This window comes from Tannerella sp. (genome assembly GCF_030528505.1).
In the GTDB taxonomy this organism is placed as follows: Bacteria; Bacteroidota; Bacteroidia; order Bacteroidales; family Tannerellaceae; genus Tannerella.
This window is the reverse complement of sequence record NZ_JAUMYS010000013.1, coordinates 1-26,687: the sequence shown is the minus strand read 5'-3', so window position 1 is coordinate 26,687 and position 26,687 is coordinate 1. Positions and strand designations below refer to the sequence as shown.

At 48.7% G+C, this 26,687-nt stretch carries 19 protein-coding genes; 8 read left to right on the top strand and 11 right to left on the bottom strand.

What is annotated here, in order from left to right; all coding sequences use genetic code 11:
* Positions 1-138: 138 nt before the first annotated feature.
* Genes Q4A89_RS03410 through Q4A89_RS03390 form a run of 5 tightly spaced genes read right to left on the bottom strand, consistent with a single transcriptional unit; the run spans position 139 to position 8,532 of the window.
* A complete protein-coding gene (locus tag Q4A89_RS03410; protein WP_303183784.1) occupies positions 139-1,206 on the bottom strand; it encodes a BACON domain-containing carbohydrate-binding protein in 1,068 nt (355 codons plus the stop codon).
* 4 nt (positions 1,207-1,210) lie between these two features.
* Positions 1,211-2,512, bottom strand: coding sequence for a DUF4302 domain-containing protein (locus Q4A89_RS03405; protein ID WP_303183782.1), 1,302 nt, complete (start codon positions 2,510-2,512; stop codon positions 1,211-1,213).
* Between the two features lie 6 nt (positions 2,513-2,518).
* Positions 2,519-3,583, bottom strand: a complete 1,065-nt coding sequence (locus Q4A89_RS03400) for a putative zinc-binding metallopeptidase (RefSeq protein WP_303183780.1) — start codon at positions 3,581-3,583, stop codon at positions 2,519-2,521.
* Between the two features lie 35 nt (positions 3,584-3,618).
* Positions 3,619-5,169: a RagB/SusD family nutrient uptake outer membrane protein gene (locus tag Q4A89_RS03395; protein ID WP_303183778.1), complete on the bottom strand. Its 1,551-nt coding sequence runs from the start codon at positions 5,167-5,169 to the stop codon at positions 3,619-3,621.
* A 24-nt stretch (positions 5,170-5,193) separates the two neighbouring features.
* Positions 5,194-8,532 (bottom strand): SusC/RagA family TonB-linked outer membrane protein, encoded by a 3,339-nt coding sequence (locus Q4A89_RS03390; RefSeq protein WP_303183776.1) that lies wholly within the window; start codon positions 8,530-8,532, stop codon positions 5,194-5,196.
* A gap of 647 nt (positions 8,533-9,179) precedes the next feature.
* Here Q4A89_RS03390 and pdxH point away from each other — a divergent pair.
* The 7 genes from pdxH to Q4A89_RS03355 all read left to right on the top strand — a co-directional run bounded on the left by pdxH (position 9,180) and on the right by Q4A89_RS03355 (position 16,411).
* Positions 9,180-9,818 carry a pyridoxamine 5'-phosphate oxidase gene (gene pdxH / locus Q4A89_RS03385; protein WP_303183774.1) on the top strand — a complete coding sequence of 213 codons (639 nt, stop codon included), beginning with the start codon at positions 9,180-9,182 and terminating at the stop codon, positions 9,816-9,818.
* A 376-nt stretch (positions 9,819-10,194) separates the two neighbouring features.
* Positions 10,195-11,541 carry a hypothetical protein gene (locus tag Q4A89_RS03380; protein WP_303183773.1) on the top strand — a complete coding sequence of 449 codons (1,347 nt, stop codon included), beginning with the start codon at positions 10,195-10,197 and terminating at the stop codon, positions 11,539-11,541.
* A gap of 105 nt (positions 11,542-11,646) precedes the next feature.
* Positions 11,647-13,257: an OmpP1/FadL family transporter gene (locus Q4A89_RS03375; protein ID WP_303183771.1), complete on the top strand. Its 1,611-nt coding sequence runs from the start codon at positions 11,647-11,649 to the stop codon at positions 13,255-13,257.
* A gap of 210 nt (positions 13,258-13,467) precedes the next feature.
* Entirely contained in the window at positions 13,468-14,061 is a 594-nt protein-coding gene (locus tag Q4A89_RS03370; protein ID WP_303183769.1) for an RNA polymerase sigma factor, read from the top strand.
* A gap of 102 nt (positions 14,062-14,163) precedes the next feature.
* The gene (locus Q4A89_RS03365) at positions 14,164-14,343 is read left to right on the top strand and encodes a hypothetical protein (RefSeq protein ID WP_303183767.1); all 180 of its coding nucleotides are present in this window, start codon (positions 14,164-14,166) and stop codon (positions 14,341-14,343) included.
* A 128-nt stretch (positions 14,344-14,471) separates the two neighbouring features.
* Positions 14,472-15,122: a ribulose-phosphate 3-epimerase gene (gene rpe / locus Q4A89_RS03360; protein ID WP_303183766.1), complete on the top strand. Its 651-nt coding sequence runs from the start codon at positions 14,472-14,474 to the stop codon at positions 15,120-15,122.
* Between the two features lie 89 nt (positions 15,123-15,211).
* A complete protein-coding gene (locus Q4A89_RS03355; RefSeq protein WP_303183765.1) occupies positions 15,212-16,411 on the top strand; it encodes a ComEC/Rec2 family competence protein in 1,200 nt (399 codons plus the stop codon).
* 143 nt (positions 16,412-16,554) lie between these two features.
* Here the strand turns inward: Q4A89_RS03355 and Q4A89_RS03350 are convergent, their stop codons facing one another.
* The 6 genes from Q4A89_RS03350 to Q4A89_RS03325 form a co-directional block, all read right to left on the bottom strand.
* Positions 16,555-17,415, bottom strand: coding sequence for an RNA polymerase sigma factor RpoD/SigA (locus tag Q4A89_RS03350; protein ID WP_014223885.1), 861 nt, complete (start codon positions 17,413-17,415; stop codon positions 16,555-16,557).
* Positions 17,416-17,532: 117 nt separating this feature from the next.
* Positions 17,533-19,041 (bottom strand): Do family serine endopeptidase, encoded by a 1,509-nt coding sequence (locus tag Q4A89_RS03345; RefSeq protein WP_303183763.1) that lies wholly within the window; start codon positions 19,039-19,041, stop codon positions 17,533-17,535.
* A 264-nt stretch (positions 19,042-19,305) separates the two neighbouring features.
* Complete coding sequence (locus Q4A89_RS03340) at positions 19,306-20,940, bottom strand: DUF3857 domain-containing protein (protein WP_303183762.1); 1,635 nt, start codon at positions 20,938-20,940, stop codon at positions 19,306-19,308.
* Between the two features lie 19 nt (positions 20,941-20,959).
* Positions 20,960-22,906 (bottom strand): DUF3857 domain-containing protein, encoded by a 1,947-nt coding sequence (locus Q4A89_RS03335; protein WP_303183807.1) that lies wholly within the window; start codon positions 22,904-22,906, stop codon positions 20,960-20,962.
* Positions 22,907-23,129: 223 nt separating this feature from the next.
* Positions 23,130-24,017, bottom strand: coding sequence for a sugar phosphate isomerase/epimerase (locus Q4A89_RS03330; protein WP_303183760.1), 888 nt, complete (start codon positions 24,015-24,017; stop codon positions 23,130-23,132).
* Between the two features lie 98 nt (positions 24,018-24,115).
* Positions 24,116-25,012: a hypothetical protein gene (locus Q4A89_RS03325; protein WP_303183759.1), complete on the bottom strand. Its 897-nt coding sequence runs from the start codon at positions 25,010-25,012 to the stop codon at positions 24,116-24,118.
* A gap of 107 nt (positions 25,013-25,119) precedes the next feature.
* Between Q4A89_RS03325 and guaA the strand changes: the two genes are divergently transcribed.
* A complete protein-coding gene (guaA, locus tag Q4A89_RS03320; RefSeq protein ID WP_303183757.1) occupies positions 25,120-26,640 on the top strand; it encodes a glutamine-hydrolyzing GMP synthase in 1,521 nt (506 codons plus the stop codon).
* Positions 26,641-26,687 lie beyond the last annotated feature (47 nt).

Here is a 26,687-nt window from a genome sequence, read left to right as displayed (position 1 = left end):
CGAGGTGAAGCGGCTCGACAAAATCGGGGTTATCGCAAAAGACGCACATTTTTCAATTGGAAGAGGGTGTGCCCCAACATTGCGTTTTGACACACCCTCTTTTCGTTACGTTTCGAAGAAGCACGCTTCTTTCCGTGCTCAATGCTTCTTGATGAGTTTCATATCGACCAGGTGGGCGGCTTTTGCCGGCGAATACACGGAATTCTTCGTCGTATTGCGAAGAACAAAGGCTCCGGGTTTAACCGGTTGGCCTTGCTTGTCTTTCCATTGTTCGTCGGTCGTACCGTCGGCCACCAGGGTGAACTCGATGTTTCGTTTGTCTTTGTTCCACCGGCTGATCACGCCGAACTTGGTGTTCGGCCAGAACCCGTTTCCTCCGTAACCACCCTGCCACGCGGCGAGCCAGATTTCATCGCCGGTGGTGGTAAGCCGTTGAGACTTGATGGCAATGCCTGCCGTATCGACATAGAGCACGGTAAGGTTGAAATCGAGTCCTTTGAGCGTGTACGTTTTGTTTTTGGCTTTCTGCACCAGCGAGACATCGAGCTTGAGGACGACACTGTCCTTGGCTGTCCGGTATTCCATCGTATAATCGCCTAAAGCCCATTCGTAGGCAAAATAAGGGGCTACCTGACGAAGCGTCACCGTCGTTTCGTAATACTGTCCGGCTTTGATTTTCACCTTGCTCGAACGTGTGTCGTCGTACAGTCCCAATGCTTTAGCGGTAAAGACGAGCGAGTCGCCGACGATTCGATACGAAAGCCAGGAGGCATCGACTCCCGATATTTCGTAGGGCTGGTCGGTTTTCCACAGAAAGCCTTTGCTTCCTCCCGTTCTGGGGAAATCGTACGAAGTAACTTCCGTAATCGAGATAATGCCCATCTGCGTGACCGGCACTTTTTCGGTATGACCGTCTTTCGTCATCGTCACGACGGTAGTACGACTTTCATAACTCTCGTTGGCTTGTGCGGTAAGGTTAACGTTTCGTCCTTGTACACTTACTTGAAGCCAAGCATCTGCGGCCTGTGCCTGTATACCTTCGCTGCTTAATTCGATCGTACCGTTTCCACCGTTGTAATCGAAATTCGCCGTTGTCTTCGTCACTTTAAATGGCGGCTCTTCCATGGCCGACTCGTTATCGGAACACGCTCCCCATCCGATCGCGAGCGGTATCCATATATATAACCATAATCTGTATCGTTTCATCTGTTTATTCCTCCTGTTTTTTTCTGGTCAGTTTCGGTTTCATGTAGCGGGCGTCTCCGAATCCGGTGTATACACTACCCGGATTGGTCGAGCTGTTCCAAATAATAAATGCGTTGGGATGTACCTGCTTTCCACCGGCGAACCATTCGAAGTCATTTTCTACGAATGTCAGTTCGAAAGGGTCATGCTTGCCGTTCCATAAGGTGAGCAATCCCATATCGCCGCTTGCATTCAGATAGCTTCCCACTTCCCATATCGCCAGGCTTACGTTGGGGTTCGACCGCAGCTGCTGAGGTTTCAGTTCAAGTGCTCCCCATTTAGTGTTATACGTCAGTCGGACGTTGAAGGGTAGTCCGGTCATCAGGATTCTTCCATTGGCACTTTGTGAGATTTTTACATCGACTGTCTTGGGTACCGTCACATTGCCGCCGGGCAGATAACTGAATACGTAATCGCCCAGCAATTGATCGAGCCTTAAGCCAAACGGTTTGGCCACGAGCGGAAAACTGGCTTTTCCGTCGGAACCGGTGAAGACGCGTGCCTGCGCATCCCAATGAAGCGTTTCTACCGTCACGCCGTTCAGCGTAACAGGCTGGTAGAGTTTCGCTCCTTTATCGGTAAACATGAACGAGAGCTTTGCTTGAGCTTTTCCCTGTGTGAGCAGGAAATGCTGCGGATGGAGCATATCCACCTGAACAGGCTGCCCGCCAAACGTGCCGTTAGGGATGCTCGTAGCGGGTATCATCACGTAAGAGTCACGCATGCTCCGGGCTTTCCGCAGATAGTCGACAGCCGGTTCCGTAAGCGGATACATACGGATTATCGAACCATGCTTCTTACCATACATCCGTATTTCGGTATCGCTGCCCGACACCAGCATAAATTCATAATCACCCAGCATGCCTTTTCCCACTCCTCCGCCATGCCCCAAATCGACATCCGAGAAATAGTGAAACAAATCGTTGTATGTATCGAAATTGAGGGTAGGCCCTACGTCTTTGCGAAGGGAATAAAGTCCGTTCGATGTAGTGCTTACATCGTCCGACAAGACGGAGCGGAACGTAGCGTAACCGTCTTTCGAAAACGTTACGGTCAGGGCGTATCCGCCATACAACTGATTGCTCCCCCCGGGATAATACTCCATGATCCAACCGTGTCGGGGCTTTAAAAGCAGTTCACGGTATTTGATAATCTCGCTTTCGATGCGTTCCGATGCCGATTGGTCGAAAAAGTCTTCCACCTCCTGTTTGCATGAGGTCCATCCAACAAGCCCCGTCAGAAATAATAGCCATACGATTTTTTTCATATCGTTTTATTCGTTATCGTTATTAAGTTGTAAGATATTGATCAGATTCGCGTCGTGTACATGACAGCGATGAGGGTGCGCTTCGATATTTTTCAGCGCGTCGTTCCATTGCAAACGTAATTCGTTTTGCAGCTGCTGTAAAGCCGCATGGCCGATTGCCGGCGTATGCTGAGAAATCAGCGGTATCCACGACGGCTCCAGCAGACTCATCTGCTTCACCTCGTTCATTCGTCGGCGTACGACCTGCTTCAATACATCCATATCGATTTTCCAGACGGTCTTCATGTACTGCTTCATGATGGACACCTTCCGGTTCAGTTTAGCCCGTCCTTCGGGACCGGCGGCCTCGAAAACGGCGTTCCATTGATCGTCGGTAAACGTTACATAACAGCAAGTCAGCTCCGTAATATCTTCTACCGCCGAATGTCCGGCATACGATGTAATGAATCCGAGCGTAGCATAGTCTTTGATTGCCTTGCGGTTGTTCCATCCCGAAGGGCGGTAATCCGAAGCGCTGATCAGGTTGTATTCCTGCGGGTAGTGAATATCTTGCTGTAAGATATGCGTGAACTCGTGGTGCATCGTTTTGAAGAAATAACGGTTCATATCCGCTACATTCGTCGGATTGAGCCAGTTCACCATGTAAAGCGTAATCTTCAGCCCGCCTTCGGCTGTACCGAGGGTAATCGTTCCTTCTTCGTTCCACGATGCCGAGCCGAGCACGAGCAGGATACCAGGCGCGTGTTTACGCATAAAATCAATACCGGCTACTTCGACATACGCTTCCAACCAGACATGCTGAATGATTTTAGCCAACTGCATGCTCTTTTTCAGTTCGGCAGGTGTCAGGTTTTTGGAGTAGTCCAGTTCAATATCGTCGATCCGGTATTTGTAATCGATATTGTAGGCATCCACATAATTTTTTTGCAGCCATTGGTCGAATTCGTTTTTTGCTTCGCTCGTAGTATGGAAAATACTGTTGGAAGTATCAGGCCCGTCTTCGCTGCACGATGACAGTATCCCTGCCGTCAGAAGGCCTCCGAGCAACATCCATATTATTTTGTTCATCATCTTGTTTTTATTTGAATTGTTATTGATTCGATTCGTTATCTCGGATTAGGAGGCAATCCGGCCGATAAGACCGCCTTCGGTATTTGTATGACACGCCGCAGGTCATCGTGAGCCAATGTCATCGGTGTGCCCTCGTCGACGTTGTGAATGACTTCGATGCCATAGCGGCGAATATCCAACCAACGCAATCCGCTATACATCGTTTCGATGCGGCGCGCGTGCAACACCCCCTGCAACATGCGTTCCTGCGTACCGGCTTCGATGGCAAAGACTGCATGAAACGGTTTGACCATCACGAGCCACGGGCTTAATTCGCCCTTGGCCAGAGCCGCCTGCTCGGATGTAGCCCGTGCGTTGTAATAGGCAACGATCTGCTCTGCGGTAGCCGCTTTCCCTCCTTTCCTCACATACCAGTACGACAAATCCTGTGCCGCAGCGTCATAGTTTTTCAGCATGATGTTGGCTTCGGCACGGCACATCAGCGTTTCGTCGACAGTAAAAGCCATCTGTACTACATGCGGCTGTCCCGTTCGCGCGGTCTGGTTGGTGATCTCGAAAATTTCATTGTACTTGGGCTGATACGCGATCGGACTTCCCGATCCACTCCACAGGTAACCCATATCCGGCAATGCGTTGTTCCCCCACGGGCCCGATGAGCGGTAGGTGAGTAACGAAGTGATCGGGGTAGAAACGCCGTAACGCTGACTTCTGTAGGTCCTTCCCCACCGTGACCGCAAGGCCACGAGCATGATGTTGGCCGGTTCATCTTTGCTGATAAAGCGGTCGCGCCATTCGGAGATGGAGGTCAACGACTGGTAGTATCTCAGATTACGCAAATTGGCCGAAGGATCGGTTTCGATCGTCATGTCGGCATACCGGAGCGCCAGATCGTATTTGCCGTAGAATAAATAAAAACGCGTAGCAAAAGCCGATGCGGCCTTTTTGTTGAAATGGTAGTGCGGTACTTTATACGCGTGGTCGTTGATAAGCGGATAACCGGCTTCGATGTCGGCAGCCAGTTTCTCATAAACCGTCTGAACGGTTCCGCGTTCGTAGGTTGTTCCGACAACTGTTTCCGGCTTTTCCACGTAGGGAATACCCAAGTCGTTTCCGGCGGACGAAGCGTTGTAAGGCTGACAGAACGTGTTGACTAAGAGAAAATGTGCATAGGCACGACAGAGCAACGCCTCGCCTTTGAACGGAAGGTTCTCGCTGCTTTCGCCAATCTTCTCAATCGCTTCCAATGCCTGATTGGCGGCGGCAATGGCCGAATAGCAACTGTTCCACAGCATTTCGGGGCCGTCCCAACTCGTGTCGCTGATATCGTCCCAATGATAATTTTCGACGAGGGTCTGATCCGGTGTGCCGTATTGCTTTCCGTTATCCATTGCATTGTCGGTACGGTGCTCGTAGATCATCATCGGATCGACGGTCGGATAGGCCGATACGAGCAATTCGCCGACTTTGGCATTAGTGTTTATTTCGGTCCTTTTGTCGGGCATTTCGTCGAGAAACGTGTCGCAGGCAGCCAACCATAAAAGCGCTGCAAAAGAAATGCCGGTGCGATAGATTATTTTCTTTATCATATCAATCAATTGTTTAATGGGTAATTAAAATCCTAAACGAAGCGTACACGTGAACTGCTTCGGTACGGGGGCCGAAACACCACCTGAACGGAAAAACTCGGGATCCTGCCCGTTGAGCTTCTTATCGGCATAGATCAGAAACAGATTGGTGCCCTGCATTTTGATGGATGCCGATTTCAACAGTTGGCCAGCAAGCAGTTTGCCGGGTAGCGTATACATCAGCGAGATTTCTTTCATCCGGACAAAACCGCCGTCGGCAATACGGGCGGATGAATAATTATAGGCATTGTAGCCCTTGTTCAGATTCGAGTACAGTTGGTGTTCGCGGCGGGAAGAGATAACCGGTACATCGGTATGTTTTTCATCGCCCGGAACCACCCATCGATTCTTGAAATCTTTCGGAGTAGCGTCTAAATCATTGTATCGTGAACTGAATATCGGGTCAAGACGTACGACATTGCCGGCCGAATAGGTGACAAACACGTTCAGACTCCAGTTCTTATATGTAAACGTATTGCCTAAACTTCCATGGAAGATCGGGTCCGTGGGGCCTTCGTACTTGAGGAACTTCAGATGTTCGCGTTCCTGAAAATCGATCGAGCCGTAATTGCTTTTGTCTATTTTTATTGTCTTGCCTTCTTCGTCCGTGATTTCGAACGTGGGAAGTCCGTGCTCGTCCAATCCGGTGAATGGAATGGAGAAAAGCCCGCGATGCGGATAGCCCGGCTGCGTAAACCCGTTGCCCGAAATCAGGGAGAACAAGAAACTGCGCGTCTTCAGATCGGTCACTTCGGTTTTATTCATCCCGAAAATAAAGTCGGTCGTCCATTGAAAATCGCGACGTTGTATGTTGCGCGTGGAGATGGTGAACTCGAAACCGTGCGATTTCATGGCGGCCACGTTCCCCATGCGGGTTACCTGCCCGCCGGCACCTTGGGTCGTGATATAACCGATCAAATCGAAATTGTTGCGGCGATACCAGTCGGCCGACACATTGATGCGGTTGTTCAGGAACCCCATATCCACACCCAGGTTCAGTTCATGTTTTTTCTCATACGTAAGGGCTGAGTTCTCGAGGTCGTAAAGACGCAGACCGGACTCCGTTACTCCGGCCGACGGCCGCCATGGGTTATAACTTCCGATAACGACGCGCGAGTTCGTGACCCATGACGGGCCGGCGTCGGCCGTCAGACTGTACGAGGCTTTCATCGTCAAGTGCGAAAGGACCGGCTCCGTTTGTTTGAAAAAGTCCTCCTCATGTACATTCCATGCACCGGCAAGGTTCCATGTAGGCAACCAGCGTGCCGAACGAGCTTTTCCCAGCCGATTCGTACCTTCGTAACGCAGCGTGCCGGTCAACGTATATTTCCCCTTATACGAGTAGGTCGCTGTCGTAAAAAAGGCGACTTGACGGTTGATGCGGTTGTCCAGTCCGTAATAGTTCGTGTTGCGTTCGCGCATAGACTTGAATGCCAGATAATCGAAGAACGGAAGCTCGCCATTCTCATACTGCATGCCCCAACCGTCGAACCAGTCGCTGGTGCGTGACTGCGAATTGATTTCCATCCCTGCGTAGGTGTTGAGGATATGAATATCACGAAATACATGATTATAAGTAGCGGCCAGGCGAAAGTCGTAACTGAGCATCTTATACTCTGTTTTGTTGTAAAAACCGCCGACGGGGAGAATCGTGTTGGGAAGGGTGTTCGGCCGATCGGGGTCTTTATACAGCCAGTCGTTGGATTGAATAATCGTTGCATCGTCCATAGCCCGGTATGCCAATGCCTGATTGGAAAGGTCACGTACTTTGTGTGCTTGTGAAACAGACGAATATTTCAGCGCACCGAGCACGCTCAATTGCAATCCGGACTGGTGTTTCCATTTCAGTTCACCCTGAAATTTCAGATTGACGATATCCAGCGAAAGCGTATTGTTCTCCAGCTCGTTGAAGATATTGAAGGGAGCATAGTTGCGTTTATAATACGTTTTGGAATCGAGCGTACGCGACGTGTTCAATGAATAAGAATACGGATTGATGTCGAACGAACGTGACACTTGCCCCGTCACGGCGTCGTTGCTTTGGCCGAGTGTGCCGGGAGCTTCCTGCTTACGGTATGACGCATTGGCGATCGAAGTGAATGAAAACTGCCTCGACAAGTTGTACGTGTTATTGAGATTGGCCGTATAGCGTTGCACTTCGTTGGCTTTCATCCAGCCCGGATCGTTCATCAAGCTGAGGGATATGTACGACTGTGATTTCTCAGTGCCGGTCGACATGCTGATCGAATGATTCATCATGATCGAGTGGCTGAATAATTCATCGAACCAGTCCGTGTTGCGAAACTCCGCTTCGCGCAGATAAGCAGCACGCGCTTCGGGTGTGTTCGCCAGCCCGAACTGCTGCGTCAACGGGTTGTAGTGATGGGTCAGTTCATACATTTTGCCGTATACGCCGCTGTTGGCCGCACGGTAGATCGTCGCGTAATTGAGCCAACCTTTCTGCTGCAACTCTTGGTAGATCCCCATTTGATCCTGCGAATTCATAATATTGAACGTGTTGTACATCGGTTTAAGGCGTGTCGTGAACTCGCCGGTATAGGCGAAACTGCTTGAGCCCGCACGACCTTTTTTCGTCGTGATGACGATAACGCCCGCCATCGCTTTGGCACCATAAATCGATGTGGCCGAACCGTCTTTCAATATCTGAAAACTCTCGATATCGTCGGGGTTCAGACCGGCAATGGCCGAACTGATCAGGGTAATGGCATTACCCGACGACAAATCATCGGCACCCAGATCGACAATGTTCTCCTGTATGATGCCATCGACCACCCACAACGGCTTGGAACTTCCGTAAATGGACGTCGCTCCACGTACGCGTATCTTAGGTGCCGTACCGAACGTTCCCGATACGTTTTGCACCGATACACCGGCCGAACGGCCTTCGAGACCGCGACTGATATCGGCCATACCGTCTAATTTGACCTTGTCGGCCGATAGCTTATCGGTCGCTCCCGTAAAAAGACGTTTGTCGGTAGCCACCATTCCTGTTACTACCACTTCCTCGAGTTGCTGACTCTCTGATCTGAGTACAATCCGCATGTCAGGAGTTGCACTTACCTCTTGTGTGACCATACCGATATAGGATATGATTAAAGTAGCCCCTTCCGGTACCGAAAGCGTAAACTTCCCGTCCGGATCGGTCGCCGTACCATATCCTTTATTACTTTTCAATTGAATGCTCGCACCCGGAACCGGCTCGCCATTCTCGTCGACGACTATACCTTTAACGGACACTTGAGCCATCATCATCCCTATTCCCAACAGAAAGAGGGATAAAAACAGGATTAACTTTCGTTTCATACGTTCAAATTTTCAATATTGCTTATTAAATGGTTCATATTGTTTTTTTCATTGTTCTTTGTGATTCCTGTACCAATTCCGGTATGCGTTTTCTACGAAATGCCGGAACGTATCGACTGTTTTTTCCTCGTGAGACGAGTGCGCGTCTTACATAAACACGTTTATTAAATATTGTTGTACGGAAAAGGCTGATCCTAATGCTCACGGTGGAAGGATTACTCTCGACAGAAAATGTATGTAGGCCGGGATTGTTTCGAGTGAACTCCTTCATCGTATTCGTAATAATGTTTTTAACTTCTTCCATCGATACTTGTGTTCTGGCTTTGATCGTTTCTTTATTTTTTTTAAATCATGCACAAATATACAAATAAATATTATAAGCAAATTTATTTTATCAAAAAATACTATTATTTATCGATTGGGTATTTACTTCTAAAAATGGCTTGGAAAGAAAGAACTCAAACACAAAATATCCATAAAACAATCACAATCAACACAAAAGAAATTATACAAAAATTATTCAAATGATTTTTTCAGGCTTATTTCTTCAAGAAGCCTTGTAAATATAGATCAAATATAAATAAAATAGTACTTTTGCTTTAAAAAAAGCACGATAATGTTCATTTATCACATTACATAAACTATATATGAAGGATTTATCAAATTTCAGAGAAGAATATAATCAAGGCGAATTGTGGGAAGCCCAGATGCATGATAACCCTTTACAACAATTTTCGAGTTGGATGCAAGAAGCGATTGCAAGCGAGATTCCCGAACCAAATGCAATGATTTTAGCGACGGCTTTGCGCGATGGAAGCCCCTCGGCACGAATTGTTTTACTGAAAGAAGTCACATCAAACGGATTTGTATTTTTCACCAATTACGAGAGCAGAAAAGGAAAAGAAATAGCAGATAATCCTCATGTCGCTTTGGTATTCCCGTGGCACCCCATGGAAAGGCAGGTGAGGGTAGAAGGAAGAGTCGAAAAGATTCCGGCAGAAGAGTCCGATGCGTATTTCAACTCCCGTCCCGAAACGAGCAAGCTGGGGGCGTGGACTTCCCCTCAAAGCAAAGTCTTACATTCGCGCGATGAACTGGATCATATACAACAAGAAAACGAACGCAAGTTCTTCGGCAAGCCGATTCATCGTCCGCCTTACTGGGGAGGCCACCTCATTATTCCTCACCTTATTGAGTTTTGGCAAGGGCGTCCGAACCGTCTCCACGATCGGATTTTGTATCTCAAATCCGGAGAAAATTGGGAAATCCGTCGTCTGGCACCTTAAGATTCACAAAGCAGCATATTTGAGGAATTTGAGGAACAAGAGGAACAAAAAGACTTCGTGCTCGTACGCTCGCTCTCTGAAAATAACATAGCCATATTCGATAAGTTTTTGCTCTTAAAAAAACATAAAAAACAGTCTACTCCCGTCACATTTACACCTCTTTTGCATCATGCTTATGAAACCGTATCTCAATGGATTGTGTTAAATATTCTAATTCGCTTGCTTGGAATACGGAAAAAACTGTATGTTTGTCTTCAGAGAAAAAACGTTTTATTTCGGACAAAGACAGGCGAACATTAAACTTTAACGGTAGAATCAGGTCTAACAATAAAAATAAACGAGAAGCAATATAAATTTAAATAGAGGAGAAACGAAAATGAAAACAATGAAATTAACTTCCATCATGGTGATGCTTACGTTAGCATTCGGTGCAATGGCGCAGGAAGAGTTTTACGATGATGTGTATTTCTCTTCCGGAAAGACGAAGAAAAAGGAGAAGACGAGTCGTCAGAACATGTCTTCGGCCTATGGTTCTTCCGATTCAAGAGCTACCGCGAGGCAGACTTCGATCACAGAGATGGACGTGGATGCATATAATCGCCGATACAACGAAAGGGCAGATGATGCATACGAGATGGCAGACGACACGGTCACGATTCAAGAGCGTCGTTCAGATAACGAATATTCGGAACGGATCGTTCGTTACCATTCGCCCAGCAAAATCACCATTGCCGGCGCAGACAATGTGGAATTGAATCTGAGTGACGGCTATTATTCCTACGGATACGACACCGACTATTCCGACGGTGAGTCAAACGTGAGTATCAACATCAACATCGGCAACGGATGGGACAGCTGGTATTCGTGGTATGATCCGTGGACCTACTACTCGCCTTATTCGTGGCGATGGAGACGTCCTTATTGGGGCTGGAGCTTCGGATGGGGATGGGGCGGTTTTTATGCCGGCTGGTACGATCCGTGGTATGATCCGTGGTACGGTGGTTACTATGGAGGCTGCTGGAGCTGCTATCACTACCGTTATTATCCGTATTACAGAGACAGCTATTACAGCTGGGGGCCGAGCTATGGGCATGGTCGGATGACAGGAGGCAGCAACCGCTCGACGAGCTATCGCACTTCTTCATCCTCACGCGAAGGGATCGCATCCTCCCGTTATTCATCGTACGGAGAAAGATATTCTTCCGGACGAAGTTCATCCATGCGCAGCAGCGATGCTTCGGGCCGAAATTCAAGTTCGATGGGACATTCAAGCCGTTCGGGGCGTGCGGATGATGCGTATGTAGGAAGCAGTCGTTCGGGCAGTTATGGCAGCAGCCGTTCGTCGGGTAGCAGCCGCTCCGGCTATGAACCGTATTCGGGCAGCTCAAACCGTAGCAGCAGCATGCGTACGACACGTACGGCACGCGGTTCCGACTCTTATTCAGGCGACAGAGGCTCCAGCAGTATGCGCGGCAACTCCGGCGGCAGCTACTCGGGAAGCAGTCGTTCCGGCAGCTTCGGTAGCAGTCGTTCGTCAGGTGGAAGTTATTCGGGAGGTAGCAGTCGTTCGAGCAGTTATAGCGGCGGCAGCAGTACCCGTTCGAGCGGAAGCTACAGCAGCGGTAGTAGTTTTGGCGGAAGCAGCAGTCGCTCGAGTGGCGGAAGCTATGGCGGTGGCGGCAGCAGCAGTAACCGTTCGGGTTCGAGCGGTGGCCGCCGATAAAACAACGCTTTGCAGAAAAAAAGAAAAAATAAGATAACACGGAATTAAATTAAGGGTGCATTTTGCACCCTTAATCGATTTACTTAGAACAGACAAATAAAATTTATGAAGGCTAAAGGATTGTATATAGGCATATTGTTTTTAAGCAGCGGATGGCTGTTTGCACAGAGCGAGATGGACGCCTATCGCTCTTCACAGACAGAGTTGAACGGAACAGCACGGTCGATGAGTATGGGGGGAGCGTTCGGGGCATTAGGCGGAGATATGTCTGCCATGTCTCATAATCCCGCCGGACTGAGTGTATATCGCAGTTCGGAAGTACAGACCACCTTGAATCTGTCGATGGCCAATATGTCGTCGGACTGGACAGGAGTCAACCGATCAGAAAACCGTACACGATTGAATTTTGATAATTTATCGTATGTCGGATATTTTCCCACAGGATACGACACGGGGATTAAAGGTTGGAATTTCGGGATTTCGTACAACCGAATGAAGAATTTCTACCGTACTTATCAGGCAGTCGGCAATCCGAAATATTCATTGGCCGACTATACGGCTGCCATCGCAACAAATGCATTCGAGGATGGCGGGATTCCCGAAAGAGATTTGAACGTCGATAATCCCTATCAGAATTCAAGGTTAAAAGCTCACTGGTTGTCTATTCTGAGCTATAAGTCCGGTTTCTTCGGCACCAAGTATAAATGGAACGATGTGTATCATAACACTTTCGGAGAGCGTGACGGAAACGGTATCTGGAACCCTGCCTCGCCGAAAGAAGCGATGATGCATATCCGGGAAAGCGGCTGGATTAGCGAGTATAATTTTTCGGCGTCAGTCAATATTTCCGATCATGTTTTTTTAGGAGCTACGCTGGGACTTTCCGATATCAACTATCGATCGCATTCAAAGCATGATGAGGACTTTGGTGGAGGCGATTATTTATATATGGAAAACGCTTTGGAAACGAACGGAACGGGTTATTCGCTCAACGCAGGCGTTCTCATTCGTCCGATACAGGCTTTTCGCTTCGGTATCGCATACAATTCGCCCAAGTGGTATAAAATGACGGATTTTGCTTTTGCCCGAGGCGAGAGTCGTATTAAGGCTGATACAGAGAAGCCTAAAATGGATGCGAAAACTCCTAGCGGAACATTTCATTATTCGTTTCGTTCACCTGATCGCTGGATTTTCAGCATGGCTGGGATTATCGGCACATCGGCGCTTATCAGTGTGGATTATGAATTGACGAATTACAAAGGGATGCGTTTGGGAGATGAAAATGCGACGGAATACGATAAAAATACTACTACGAAAGTAAAACGGGATTTCAAGATGGGCCAGACGCTTAAAGTCGGTGCAGAATACAGGGTTACGCCTCAATTTGCGATACGTGGTGGCTATGTATGGCAACCGTCTCCCATGCAAGAAACATTAACGCTGGGTAAGCAGGAAGTCTTTACGGCCGGTACCGTAACCCATTATACGACGGCAGGACAGACGCATTATTATACGGCAGGGCTGGGCTACCGTTTCACTCCGAACTTCTACATGGATTTGGCCTGCATCTACCGGACTCAGAAAGAAGAGCTCTACCCGTTTTCCAGTGTTTTTATCGAAGACGCCAAACATCACATCAAACCGGTTCATGCAGAGCCGGCCAAAGTGACAGCGAACACGACACGGATAGCCTTAACGCTCGGTTATAAGTTTTAATAATAAGGAATTTGTCTGAAGAAGACTGTTTCGTCCTTAAGATTCCCCGTTTTGTACAAAAAACACAAAACGGGGAATCTTTTTAAGATGAAAATTTGGTCACTTCTGTAATTCTTCTTTTCTTTGTTGCGTAAAAAATAAAAAAGTATCATTTAAAATTCAAATTGCCTATTGCATAGACATTACTCTGAAACCAATATTTAGGACGTAATGAAAAATTTAAAATCGATGGCCGACGAAAAGTTGGTCGTGATGTATGCAACAGGAAATAATGCAGCATTCGATGTTTTGTTGAACCGTTACAAGAGTAACATACACGCCTATATCTATTATATTGTGCGTGATCGTGACTTGACGGAAGATATTTTTCAGGAGACATTTGTAAAAGTGATCATGACGATCAAACAGGGACGTTATACGGAAAACGGCAAGTTTAAAGCCTGGATCACACGCATCGCGCACAACCTGATTATTGACCATTTCCGTCAGGAACGGAACGAGAACACGATTTCGAACGACGAGGTGGAAGTAGATTTGTTCAACGACATGCGTTTGTGCGAAGGCACGGTCGAAGATCATCTGGTACAGGCTCAGATATTCTCCGATGTCAAGAAAATGGTGGAGTATTTACCTGACAATCAGCGCGAGGTACTGGAGATGCGTTATTATCAGAATATGAGCTTCAAAGAGATTGCCGATCGTACGGGAGTAAGCATCAATACGGCATTGGGACGGATGCGTTACGCCATCCTGAACATGCGCCGGATGGCGCAAGAAAACCAGATTGAGCTTTCGATCGCATAGGCTTCCCGCCTCATCATAACGTTTGCAAAAAATAAACGGTCGGACAACAATATTTTCTCTCAGGCATCGTTCTTCTTGTAGTAATTTAAAACAAGAATGCCTATGAAAATGAGTACACCGTATGTTGCAAACGAGAATCAGAACATGAAGGTAAAGGGGATGAACGTTGAGACTCCCGCACCGCGCCGGGAGACATTAGACTGGATACGTCAGTTTGCACGGGTCTATGCCTATGAACCAAAATTAGGAACAGACAAATTAGGTTCGTTTATGATGAACTGAATGCCTTTATGACAGACTCTTTAAAAAAACTGTCGGCTTGTATTCCTCCATACCTGCCGACAGTTTTTTTGTTTGTCGTTACAGTTGCTCCCTTTTTGCTATCTTTGCAAGAAAATAACGAATATATCATGAGTCATAAGATTGCCCCCTCTTTATTGTCTGCCGATTTTCTGAACTTGCAGCGCGATATCGAAATGATTAACCGGAGCGAGGCGGACTGGCTTCATCTGGATGTGATGGACGGAGTGTTCGTGCCGAATATCTCGTTCGGTTTTTCCGTGTTGGATGCCTTGAAAGGAGCCTGTACCAAGCCGATGGATGTACATCTGATGATTGTGGAGCCGCAAAAGTTTATCCGCCAAGTGGCTGCGGCAGGAGCATACATGATGAATGTACATTACGAATCATGCACCCATCTGCACCGTACGATTCATGCGATTAAAGACGCAGGCATGAAAGCCGGTGTGACACTGAATCCGCATACGCCGGTCGGTTTGCTCGAAGATATCATTCAGGATGTGGACATGGTATTGCTCATGTCGGTCAATCCCGGTTATGCAGCCCAGTCGTTCATCAAACATTCGGTGCTTAAAGTAGCCAAGCTCAAACAGATGATCACGGCGCGAGGCCTGTCTACGCTCATCGAAGTCGACGGCGGGGTGAATAGGGAAACGGCTCGGCCTTTACTGGACGCCGGCGCCGACGTGCTCGTAGCAGGTAGTTACGTCTTCAAATCTTCAGATCCGATTGAGACCATCCGGGAATTGAAGGCATTGTAGTCTTTTACTCCATACATCCCGTTTTTATGATAGAAGAAATACAAAGGCGACCTTTAGTAAGGCCGCTTTTCTTTTGGATAACTGGGATATTGGCGGAGATTTGTTTTCCGCTCGAATGCTGGTCGTTCGTTTTATTGCTGCCGGTTATTCTCGTGGTATCTCTTTCTTTTTTTGCCAAACGAAAAAATGCCGAATATTTATACGACTCGCGTTGGATAGGAGGCGCACTGATTGCTTGCCTGTTTGTTTTTCTGGCCATTCAGACAACCGCTTTAGCCGAGCGTCGGTTATCAGAACCTCCGCATACCTCCCGATTGCAAGAGGAAGCACAGAAAATACAGCTTCGAGTTGTTGAGAAATTAAACCGGCTGCAACTGTCGAACAGCGAGAAAGCCGTATTGGCAACCATTACGGTCAACTACCGGCGAACGATGACACGCGAGATACGAAGTCGATTTTCAATTACGGGTGTTGCCCATTTACTTTCGGTCAGCGGGTTTCATGTTGCGATCGTATGCGGGTTTTTAGCCGTGTGCTTTTCCTTTTTTCCCAAACAAGCTTTTTTTCGGTGGCTCCGGTATGTACTGATGATGGCCTTGATGTGGGCATTTGCGGCGATATCGGGACTTTCTCCTCCGGCGGTACGTGCTACGCTGATGCTAAGTATCTTCATAACCGGACAGGTCTTTGAACGCACCCCGGACAAATATAACACCCTGGCAGCCGCCGCATTGCTGATGTTGATTTACAATCCGTTTTATCTGTTCGATGTCGGTTTTCAGCTGAGCTTCACAGCCGTTTTCTTCATTCTGTATATGCAACCTCCTTTATACCGCCTGCTTGAAATCCGAAACCCATTGATAGCCGTTCCTTGGGGAATATTGACGGTTACCGTTGCGGCTCAAATCGGCACCTTTCCGCTTTGTTGCTATTACTTCGGGCAAAGCTCGACCGTTTTCCTGTTTACCAACTTGTTTCTGTCGCTCATCGCCACCTTGCTGATCCCTTTATGTCTGATCTGGATTCTGCTCCCGGTTTCCGTTCCCGGAGCAACCGTGCTGCAAACATGGGTCGAACAGCTGACGCAGGGTATGATGTGGCTGGTGAACCGTTTCAGTCAGGTACCGGGAGCTACGTTATCGCTACGTTTTGACGGGATTACGCTGATCGGGATATATGGTATCATGCTTCTGGCGATATACTATTTCCGTTCGAAAAATAACCGTTTCTTGTTTACAGCCCTGTTTCTTCTTCTTTTTCTGTTGTGTCGGCAGATCGTATGGGGGTAAAAATTCCGGCTTACCCTCTTTCATGAATCACCGCACTTTTGCATTGTTTTCTTCAAAAAAAGAAATCCCGGAAACACACTGCATTTCCGGGACTTTTTCGTTAGAAAACGTTTGCTCATCACCAAGATAAACGCTTTCTTTTCTTAGCCTAAATACGTTTTCAGCAACCTGCTGCGCGTTCCCTGCCGTAACCTCCTAATTGCCTTCTCCTTGATCTGGCGTACACGTTCGCGGGTCAACCCGAATTTATCGCCGATCTCTTCTAATGTTACCTCCTGGCATCCGATACCGAAAAACATCTTAATGATGTCACTTTCCCGTTCGGTCAGCGTAGCAAGCGCCCTGTCGATTTCTCTCGACAGCGATTCGTTCATCAACGTTCCATCCGCATTCGGAGCATCATCGTTCACCAGCACATCCAAAAGGCTGTTGTCTTCGCCCTCGACAAACGGAGCATCCACCGAGATATGACGTCCAGACACTTTGAGCGTATCCGAAATCTTATCCACGGGAATATCCAACTCTTGAGCGAGCTCTTCGGGCGATGGTTTCCGTTCGTTCTCCTGCTCGAACCGTGAAAAGGCTTTGCCGATTTTATTCAGCGAGCCTACCTGATTGAGCGGCAAACGCACAATACGTGACTGCTCGGCCAATGCTTGCAAAATAGACTGACGAATCCACCATACGGCATACGAGATGAATTTGAATCCTCTCGTCTCGTCAAACTTTTCTGCGGCTTTGATCAGTCCCAAATTGCCTTCGTTGATCAAATCGGGCAAACTAAGCCCCTGATTTTGATATTGCTTGGCAACAGACACCACAAAACGCAAATTAGCCCGAGTCAACTTTTCCAACGCCCTCCGATCACCTTTCCGGATGGCTTGCGCCAACTCTACTTCTTCCTCGACTGTGATCAGATCTTCTCGACCAATCTCTTGAAGATACTTATCCAGCGAAGCGCTTTCGCGATTGGTAATGGATTTTGTAATTTTTAACTGTCTCATTCAATGAATAGTTGAAAAACATGGGGGTGCAAAGATAATACTTTTTCGCACACGAACTGCCAGCCCCCATGTTTTTATCATTTTATAACGCTATAACAATTTCACTGACCGATTGGTTTATTCCGAGAAATTGATGGCGTAGAGCTGTGTTCGTCCGTTCGGGTAAAATCCTCTGATAAACAACCCCTGATCATCAGACGCTCCTTTCTGTATCTTCTCCACAATCCGGAACAAATCTTCAGGAGTCGAAATCTTCTGATCGTTCACGACCATGATAATAAACCCTTTCCGGATACCGGCTTCCTGTACTTTGCCTTTGCTGATGCCGTTGACTTCGATTCCGTAGCTTACGCCGTATTCTTTCTTCTGCGCGTCGCTCAGTTCGCGGAAAGCAGCCCCCAACATTTCAGCCACATCTCCGTTCTTCTTCACGACTTCCGTCCCCCCCTGCGGGTTACGCAGTTCAACCAGTATATTCTTGATCGTTCCGTAGCGATTCACTTCAAGTTTCACTTTATCGCCCGGGCGATATTTGCTGATTTGCTCCTGCAAAGCATTGTTCGAACGGATGCGAACGCCATTGACCGAAGTGATCACGTCGCCCACTTCGACACCGGCTTCCTTCGCCGAACTGCGCTGCGCAAACTCCGCGACGTAAGCTCCTTCCAATTCCTTCACCTTCTTGTCGTTCTGACTTGCGGCCTGGGCATTTTGTATCACAACACCAAGAATAGCGCGCTGTACGGTGCCATACTGCTTCAGATCGGCTACCACCTTGCCGGCGATGCTAATCGGCACAGCAAAGGAATATCCGGCGAAATTACCTGTCTCCGAATAAATAGCCGTATTGATACCGATTAATTCGCCTTTCGTATTGACTAATGCGCCTCCACTGTTTCCGGCATTAACCGCCGCATCTGTCTGAATAAATGACTCGATTTTGTTCAGGTTGGTATTACCCGACATGATACCGCGTCCTTTAGCGCTGACGATACCAGCTGTCACGGTCGAGGTCAGATTGAACGGGTTGCCCACAGCCAAAACCCATTCGCCCACCTTAAGTTGCTCCGAGTCGCCGAAAGACAAGGTCTTTAAATCTTTCGCTTCGATTTTGATGAGTGCAATGTCAGTGTTCGGGTCTGTACCGATTACCTTGGCCGGAAATTTCCGGTTATCGTTTAGTGTTACTTCCAGTTCGTCCGCATTTTCAATTACGTGATTATTCGTCACGATATATCCGTCGGTCGAGATAATGACTCCCGATCCTGAACCGGAACGCGGGCGCGGTGTACGTTCCTGAAAGCCGCGTCCGTTTCCAAAAAAGAACTCGAAAGGATCGAAATATTCGCCGCGACCGGACGATCGCTCCCTGACAGTCGATCGGATATGCACCACGGCATGAACGGCCATATCGGCGGCATACGTGAAGTCCGTATTTTCTGCCGCGCTGGCATGATAACCTGTCAGTCGAAGCGGCTGCTTGAATGTTCCTTCACTGTCATAGCCCAATGCCACCTGCACTTTTTCATTGTGCTTCATCATGTAGGTTACTGCACCAATGGCTGTTACAAAGCTTACCACAGCCACAAAAACAACTACCAATACTTTTTTCCACATTGTTTTCATCTTCCTGATATTTTATTTGAAATTTTAAATTTAACACTTTTCTGCAACAAAGAAAACTCAAAAACGATGCAATTATTCCTTTTCGAGGTGATTTTTTAACACTTTTAACGGCTACATTCGGCACTTAACCGCGTTTAACGATCAGAAGAGGGCTTTCGCTTCATTTTAACACTTCACACCGGTCATTTTGACAGGGAGAAAAACAAGAGACTGCGCCATTTCTTGAAGGGGTGCAGTCTCTTGAAATATACGTATTCCGGTGCCTTATTTTTTCTTCAGCATCAACGTCCGGAAGGCATCGTTTTCCCAAAGCAATATCAGCGTACGGAACGCTTGGTATTCGGCGGGTTCGATGACCGGTTTCAGCAACTCGATTTCACGACTTATCGTCAGACGGTTATCTTCGCGCTGCATGATCAGGCTGACGTTACCGACGGCATTGCTGATTTCTTTCCGGAAGGGTTTTGTTTCCACATCCCAACCGTCGACCGTCAGCGTGTAGTGGCATGACTCTTTGATTCGGCAAGGCAGCTCCATCGGTTGCGTGCGTGTGCTTCCCAGTCGTAGCCGCCATGTATCGATTCCTTTATCGGTAGCCGGCAAAGTATATAATGTATAGCCGGAATTCGTTCGAAGGGGGTCCTGCCGGCTAAAGTCAGGCGTAGCCGTCGCGTCTTCGCTGTTTTTCAAGTTGCCGCTCACATTAGCCATCGTATCATTCAGTGCAATATTGACTTGATAGTCTAAGGTCATCTGTTTTTCGTCCAGCTGAATCAATCCCACGCCATTCTCACCGGTTTGCCAAAATTGGTCGCGTGTAGCACGCAACGCCGGATCGGGTGCATCTTTCCGCAAGGGAGAGAGATAGCGATCACCGGATTTCACTCGCACATCTGAAATGGCATGGACTGCTATCGGCATGGCGTAAGCCGGGAAGCTCATCATGATCTGAGCATCAAGACCTGCAGCCAGCAACATGGAAGCCAGCAGGGTCGCCTTTTCTGCCGGTGAACCGTAGGCCGATTGCAAAACTTCTGCAGGCGGACGAATCTTGGCCGACAGGAGGATCGGCAGTCGGGAGGTAGCGATCTCATCGACCACGTAACGTAGGATTTCCGAACGCTTCTCATCGGTCGTCTGCTTGCCTGCCAACAAGGTAGAAACAAGCGAGGCACACGCTTCCGGATCGACTTTCATGGCCGAAAGCCACGCCACGCCGTTTTCTCCTTCCGCATTCGAAGCAAAAAGCATAGGCGATGCCTTTCCGGCCGTGTATGATTCCATCGGGAAGGCCGGAATATGTTGGAAATGCCATGCATACGTGGTCATGCCATTGTGCTGACGAACGACCGGCTCACCTTTTAACGCATTCAGGCCATAGGTAAGCGTCTCCTCCTCCGGCAGCGTGATCTCTACCTGATAATCCTTCACGGGCGAGTGTTCCTGTAACTGTTCGGCCACATCGAGAAAAGGATAGAAACCAACACTCGTCGTAATCGTATAATCGAGATAGATCGTGGCTCCGATTTCCAGCCCCGTATGGGTAACGACCATTTCCCGCAAGTGATTGTATGCCGGAGCATCGGCCGCGAAAGACGGCAACACTTCGTTAAAGGCATTGTCAGGCGTGCGGATCACCGTCCCGTCGGCCTGCTTCGTATAAGACTCGTTAATTTTCAGGGTCTGAAATTCCGGGTTATACACGATAAATGTTTCGCCGTATAAATTATTAAAAGCGAAATGCGTGTTCAATTTCAACTCTTTCCGGTACCGGAAGGTCATACTTCCGTCTCTGCCCCACGTATATTGTTTGACGATTTTATCGAAAACCGCTTCTGGCTGCGCCGTGACTGTCAGGACAGCAAGTAGGCCGATGATCAGTAGATTGTATTTTTTCATCTTACGGTGTATTTACATTTTATTTCTTTTCAAAAATCAACCATTCGTCGGCCATGTCCTTATGCGCTTTTACAGCGGTGCGGAAACCGTTCCAGTCTGCCGCGTCATATACGCGCTTGCGCAACGTCAGCTGATGGCTGATGTTCACCTTGTTGTTTTGCTGACTCAGCGAACCGTTGAAGTCGGCAACCTCGCTTGCCAGCTTCTGCTCCTTTGCTTCGCCGCGCAGAGTATATCCGGCCGGTACGGTCATCGTCTCTTTCAGCTCGACCAGACGCGAACAGGCGTCCTTGAACGCATAACGACGTTCTTCCCGATCCGTATCGATACGCAGGTACGTGCGTGTGCCCTGATATAATCGTCCGCAGATGGGGCGGAGCATCAGCACCCCGTCGCCCGTAAGCGCGTAATCGGGGATTTCGAATTTCATCGTGATACGTATCGGTCCGGCCATATAGTCCTTCGGATTGGTGCCGTAATCTACGCTCACCATACGAGCTTGCGGCGACACTTGCAGCAGCTCGTTCTCCATCGCTTGTTGCCAGTTGGTCATAAAACCTCTCGTGAAAGGACGGCGCACGCTACCGTCAGATTGTCCTTCGGCAGTCACCGTAAATTCGCCGCGCAACGTTCCATGGGCATCGAGCGAAGTACGCGCCGAAAGCTTGAAGTAATGATTTTCGGGAGGCGATACCGGCGTTTCCAGCAAGCCCGATCCTTCGGGTATGCCCGGCAGGTAATGCTGCTGTTGTTCGGCACTTGACCAGAGCTCGCGCAGGAAAGGCACCCACGTCGGGTCGAGAGGAATGTATTGTCCGCTCGACAGTTTCACGACCGTCACACAATGATTGAAGTGGTCGGCAGGAATCGCTTCGATGCGTGACCCTGCCATTGTCATAGCCGGATAGGCCTCGAAGCCGGCCATTCGCAACATGGAAATCAGCAGGCCTGCCTTGTCTTTGCAGACGCCGCAACGGTCGGTAAAATTCATTTTCGTCGTATGCAGCGTATAGCCTTCGCCTTTCCCCATCGAAATGCCGGAATAGCGTATGTTGTCGGCCACCCAGTGAGTCAACGTGGCGATTTTTTCCATCTCGGTCTTTTTTCCGCGTAACAATTCGTCGACCTTCTTTTGAGCTTCGGGGTCGGGGGCAAAACTGTTGTAATCTTCGTTCACTTTATTAAACCAAAGCGATTTGTCTTTCCATTCGGGGGTAGAAGACATCATCAGTTTGGGCGCCACATCGAAGAGATCGACCATGTTCGGTTCTTTTACAAAAGGGTGTGCGTCGGCGACGGAGAAGCTCAATACCTTACGATCGCCGGAGAGCCGCACTGACGAGCGGCATTCGCCCTGATAAAACTCATACTGCACTTCTTTCGTGCGAGGCATGTCTACAGTGTAGATTTTCGAAACGGTCGGGACGTTTACCCAGAACGGTACGATGTCGTAGAACTGTCCGCGCATGGGCGGAACAAAGCGCTCCTCGTCGTCGGTTGCCAGCAGAGCATAGGTAAAACCTTTCTTGCTGATTTCGTAGTCGATGATATCGCCGGCGTCGAGCGCGCCGATTTCGAGCATAATCTGCCGTGCCCCCCAGTAGATGGCACGCGCCGGAGCCGCATAGTCACAAGCCTGACTCACATCAATGGTACGTTGCGACCCATCAGCCTTATATACCGTCGCACGGCTGAACTCGGCAAAGGCCGTCAACGGATCGTAATCGTATTTGATGACCCGGTATTTCAGCGCTCCCGCTTTGTTTTTCACTTGCACGACCTGACGAATCGTGAAGCTCCCCGACCCGTTGTCGGCTACGACAACTCCGATGCTGTCTAGTAAGGCGACCGCTTCATGTTTCTGCCCACCAGCCAGCCCGGCAGCCCGCTCTTTGAGAGGCAGCCAGCTTTGCGCCACAACCGGAAGACAGCATCCGGCCATCAGCGCGATAATCATTTTTCTCATCATCCTCATATTATTTTTGTATCGATCCTAAAATTGCATTGTAACAGTCTACACGACGGGGAAATAAAGATAAAAAAAGTATGCAGGGGATGTGCCTCAAACGCTCGTTTGTTTTTGACACATCCCCTACTACTCTGTTTATCGGAAAAGCAATATCGGAACAAAATGACCGAAATTCCATACTCCCATAACCGCAAGGCTGAAAAAGGAACTCGTTTTTACTTTACTTCACAAAGTCGGCAGCGGCAAGGTAGTCGTAGCTTTTCTTAACGTCTTCTTCGGGTGTGCCGTCGTAGCGTTCTATTTCGGCATACCAATCTTTAATGACGCCCGCGGCATAAGCCTGCTCGAACACGGCTTTATAATCTACCACATTTTGTGTACCAATCGCTGTTTCGTCTTTGATATGCAGCAATTGGATGCGTTTCGGATATTTCTTCATGTAGTCCACCGGATCGTATCCGCCTTTTTTCACCCAATACACGTCGAGCTCGAAGCAGACATGGTCGGCGCTGGTATGCTCCATAAGCAGGTCGTATACGGGCGTTTCATCGATCTTGCCTTTGAATTCGAAATCATGGTTGTGATAACCGAAGCGGATGCTCGAAGCAGCCGTTTTGAGTCCGATCTCACTGAAATAGTCGGCGTAGCGTTTGATCTGGTCGAGGGTCGCCTGTTCGCCTTTCAGCGGAGCCCACGGCATGATCATGTATTTGAATCCGGCGGCGTTGTGCGTGTCGACAGCTTTACTCCACCAAGCCATATCGGCTTCGTAGTCACCGCTCAATTCGCGTCCGAGGTGTGCGCTTGTCGCTTTCATCCCCAAATCGTCCACCATTTTCTTAAACTCGGCCGGCTCCAATCCGTAGATTTTTCCGTCGTTATACCCTGCTGTTTCCAGATTCTTGTAGCCCATCTTCGCGACGGTTTCAAGTGTTTTCTGAATTCCGGCATCTTTTACCATATCACGCAACGAATAGAGTTGCAGACCGACATACTTGGAAGACCCGGCAGCTGCGCCACCGCTGCAAGAAGTTAAAAGTTTCGGCATTACCATGCCACCTGCGAGCAATAAAGAAGCTCGTTTGATAAAATCACGTCTGTTTTGCATCACGAATTAAAATTTAAAGTTTGATGAATATTCTTTGCAAAAGTAACAGATAATTCCGATATGACGTAAAAAAATGTGCAAAAAAAGCCGTTTGTCGTTTAATTTTGCAACGTAAACGATTTGCGACCGATCAGATTGCCATCGGCAAAGATGTCGACACGATAAGTTCCGGGCGAGAGGTATTCGGCTACATCCCAATACATCGTTACGGGTAACTCCTCGCCTTCGTATTCGATCGTCTTCATCATGGAGTAGGAAATATGCTTGTTCTCGAAGGCAAATACGCCGGAGTTGGGTTTAGTCAGGATATCATCGTCCGGACGCATGATACGTACATAGATATTCTTCTCTCCCACCGGAGCCGTGATGTTTTTAGCCAGATGGAACGTAAGTACGAGTTGCGCGATTTTGTCGATCTTTTTGGCGTCCTTGCCGCGCGAAGTTACGGGGCGTATGTGTATGGCGGTGGCGTCCATGCGGCTGGCCAGCGTTACGCGTTCGGTAAGTTTCTCTTTTTCACGCGTCAGTTGCGCGGCCGCCGAGGTGGCTTGGCGATATTGCTGCGTCACCCGTTCGTTTTCGTTGCGCAGGCGTCCGTTTTCGGCATTCAGCGAATCGATTTGTATGACATAATTCCGCATGATTTTCCGGAGCGTCTCCAGTTCTTTTTTCAATTCCGTGATGCGTCGCGTATTCGTGGCCTTGACGGTGCGAAGCTCCTCCATCAGTCGTTGCACCTTCATCTGTTCGGTGGTCAACAGCGCTACGAGCGAATCGTTGCCTACGCTGAATTTATATCCTTCGTATTGAAGCGAGAGTTCGGCATATTCGTCAGAAAGTTCTTCTTTTTCGAGCGCGAACATTTCGGCCATGTCTGCCATCTGCTGCCGCTGGTGATAAATGACATAGCCCACGGCGATAAGTGCCAGCAGCACGATGACGATGGCCATGATCAAAAATGTTTTTTTCTTGATTTCTTTTTCTTCCGAATTCATACGTAAACAATCTATTCGGGGGACAAAGATAAGAAAGTTCGGCTATTAACCATTGGTCAATGACAATTTTTCTTACCTTTGCGACCTAAAATCAGCTTTAGACGATTATGTACGAAAAAATTATCATTCTGGATTTCGGTTCGCAGACGACGCAGCTTATCGGTCGTCGTATCAGAGAGCTTAACACGTATTGCGAAATCGTGCCTTATCATAAATTTCCGTCCGATGCTTCGGGCGTCAAAGGGGTGATTCTTTCCGGAAGCCCCTATTCGGTGAATAGTCCCGAGGCCTTCAAGGCCGACCTGAGCGCCATCCGTGGCCGGTATCCTGTGCTGGGTATCTGTTACGGAGCGCAGTTTCTCTCGGCCACAAGCGGAGGACGTGTCGAATCGGCCGACTCGCGCGAGTACGGTCGGGCGCACCTCTCGTTGCTCGACACGAACGACCCGCTGCTGAACGGAATCGCTACGGGAACGCAGGTCTGGATGTCGCACGGCGATACGATTACCCGCCTGCCGGAAACGTTCCGGGTGATTGCCAGTACGGACGATGTGGAAGCTGCCGCTTTTCACATCGAGGGCGAACAGACGTGGGGCGTACAGTTCCATCCAGAAGTATTTCATTCGACCGACGGCACGAAGCTGCTGGATAATTTTCTGAACATCTGCGGATGCAAAAAAGACTGGACACCGGCTTCGTTCATCGAATCGACCGTACAGGAGTTGAAAGACATGCTCGGCAACGATAAAGTGATTCTGGCCCTTTCGGGCGGCGTAGACTCGTCCGTAACAGCCGTACTGCTTCACAAAGCCATCGGAAAAAACCTGACGTGCATTTTCGTCGATCACGGGCTGCTTCGCAAAAACGAGTTCGAGACCGTATTGAAAGATTACGAACACTTGGGACTGAACGTGATCGGGGTCGATGCCAAAGAAAAGTTTTACAACGAACTCGCCGGTGTAAGCGATCCGGAAACGAAACGGAAGATTATCGGTAAAAATTTTATCGAGGTGTTCGATGAAGAAGCACATAAACTCGAAGGCATTCAATGGCTCGGTCAGGGAACGATTTATCCCGACGTGATCGAATCGCTCTCCATCACCGGAACGGTCATCAAGAGCCATCACAATGTGGGGGGGCTGCCCGAAAAGATGCGACTGAAACTCGTCGAGCCGCTGCGCCTGCTCTTTAAAGACGAGGTGCGCAGCGTCGGCGCCGAATTAGGTATGATGCCGCACCTGCTCAAACGCCATCCGTTCCCCGGCCCCGGCTTGGGCATACGCATCCTTGGAGATGTCACTCCGGAAAAAGTACACATCTTGCAAGAAGCCGACCACGTGTATATTTCCTTGCTGCGCGAATGGGGACTGTATGATAAGGTATGGCAAGCCGGCGCCATTCTGCTGCCGATACGGTCGGTCGGCGTGATGGGCGACGAACGCACCTACGAAAACACGATCGCCCTGCGCGCGGTAACCTCGACCGACGCCATGACGGCCGACTGGGCACAACTGCCCTACGAGTTTCTGGCCAAGGTGTCGAACGAAATCATCAACAAGGTGAAAGGCGTGAACCGAGTCGTTTATGACATCAGCTCGAAACCGCCCGCAACCATTGAGTGGGAGTAAAAATTACCATATCCGAGCAAAAAGGTTAGATGCCGAAGCAAAAAGGT

Coding starts and splice junctions, on each gene's coding strand:
- Q4A89_RS03410 (WP_303183784.1), bottom strand. CDS start 1,206: ATGAAACGATACAGATTATGGTTATATATATGGATACCGCTCGCGATC.
- Q4A89_RS03405 (WP_303183782.1), bottom strand. CDS start 2,512: ATGAAAAAAATCGTATGGCTATTATTTCTGACGGGGCTTGTTGGATGG.
- Q4A89_RS03400 (WP_303183780.1), bottom strand. CDS start 3,583: ATGATGAACAAAATAATATGGATGTTGCTCGGAGGCCTTCTGACGGCA.
- Q4A89_RS03395 (WP_303183778.1), bottom strand. CDS start 5,169: ATGATAAAGAAAATAATCTATCGCACCGGCATTTCTTTTGCAGCGCTT.
- Q4A89_RS03390 (WP_303183776.1), bottom strand. CDS start 8,532: ATGAAACGAAAGTTAATCCTGTTTTTATCCCTCTTTCTGTTGGGAATA.
- pdxH (WP_303183774.1), top strand. CDS start 9,180: ATGAAGGATTTATCAAATTTCAGAGAAGAATATAATCAAGGCGAATTG.
- Q4A89_RS03380 (WP_303183773.1), top strand. CDS start 10,195: ATGAAAACAATGAAATTAACTTCCATCATGGTGATGCTTACGTTAGCA.
- Q4A89_RS03375 (WP_303183771.1), top strand. CDS start 11,647: ATGAAGGCTAAAGGATTGTATATAGGCATATTGTTTTTAAGCAGCGGA.
- Q4A89_RS03370 (WP_303183769.1), top strand. CDS start 13,468: ATGAAAAATTTAAAATCGATGGCCGACGAAAAGTTGGTCGTGATGTAT.
- Q4A89_RS03365 (WP_303183767.1), top strand. CDS start 14,164: ATGAAAATGAGTACACCGTATGTTGCAAACGAGAATCAGAACATGAAG.
- rpe (WP_303183766.1), top strand. CDS start 14,472: ATGAGTCATAAGATTGCCCCCTCTTTATTGTCTGCCGATTTTCTGAAC.
- Q4A89_RS03350 (WP_014223885.1), bottom strand. CDS start 17,415: ATGAGACAGTTAAAAATTACAAAATCCATTACCAATCGCGAAAGCGCT.
- Q4A89_RS03345 (WP_303183763.1), bottom strand. CDS start 19,041: ATGAAAACAATGTGGAAAAAAGTATTGGTAGTTGTTTTTGTGGCTGTG.
- Q4A89_RS03340 (WP_303183762.1), bottom strand. CDS start 20,940: ATGAAAAAATACAATCTACTGATCATCGGCCTACTTGCTGTCCTGACA.
- Q4A89_RS03335 (WP_303183807.1), bottom strand. CDS start 22,906: ATGAGAAAAATGATTATCGCGCTGATGGCCGGATGCTGTCTTCCGGTT.
- Q4A89_RS03330 (WP_303183760.1), bottom strand. CDS start 24,017: ATGCAAAACAGACGTGATTTTATCAAACGAGCTTCTTTATTGCTCGCA.
- Q4A89_RS03325 (WP_303183759.1), bottom strand. CDS start 25,012: ATGAATTCGGAAGAAAAAGAAATCAAGAAAAAAACATTTTTGATCATG.
- guaA (WP_303183757.1), top strand. CDS start 25,120: ATGTACGAAAAAATTATCATTCTGGATTTCGGTTCGCAGACGACGCAG.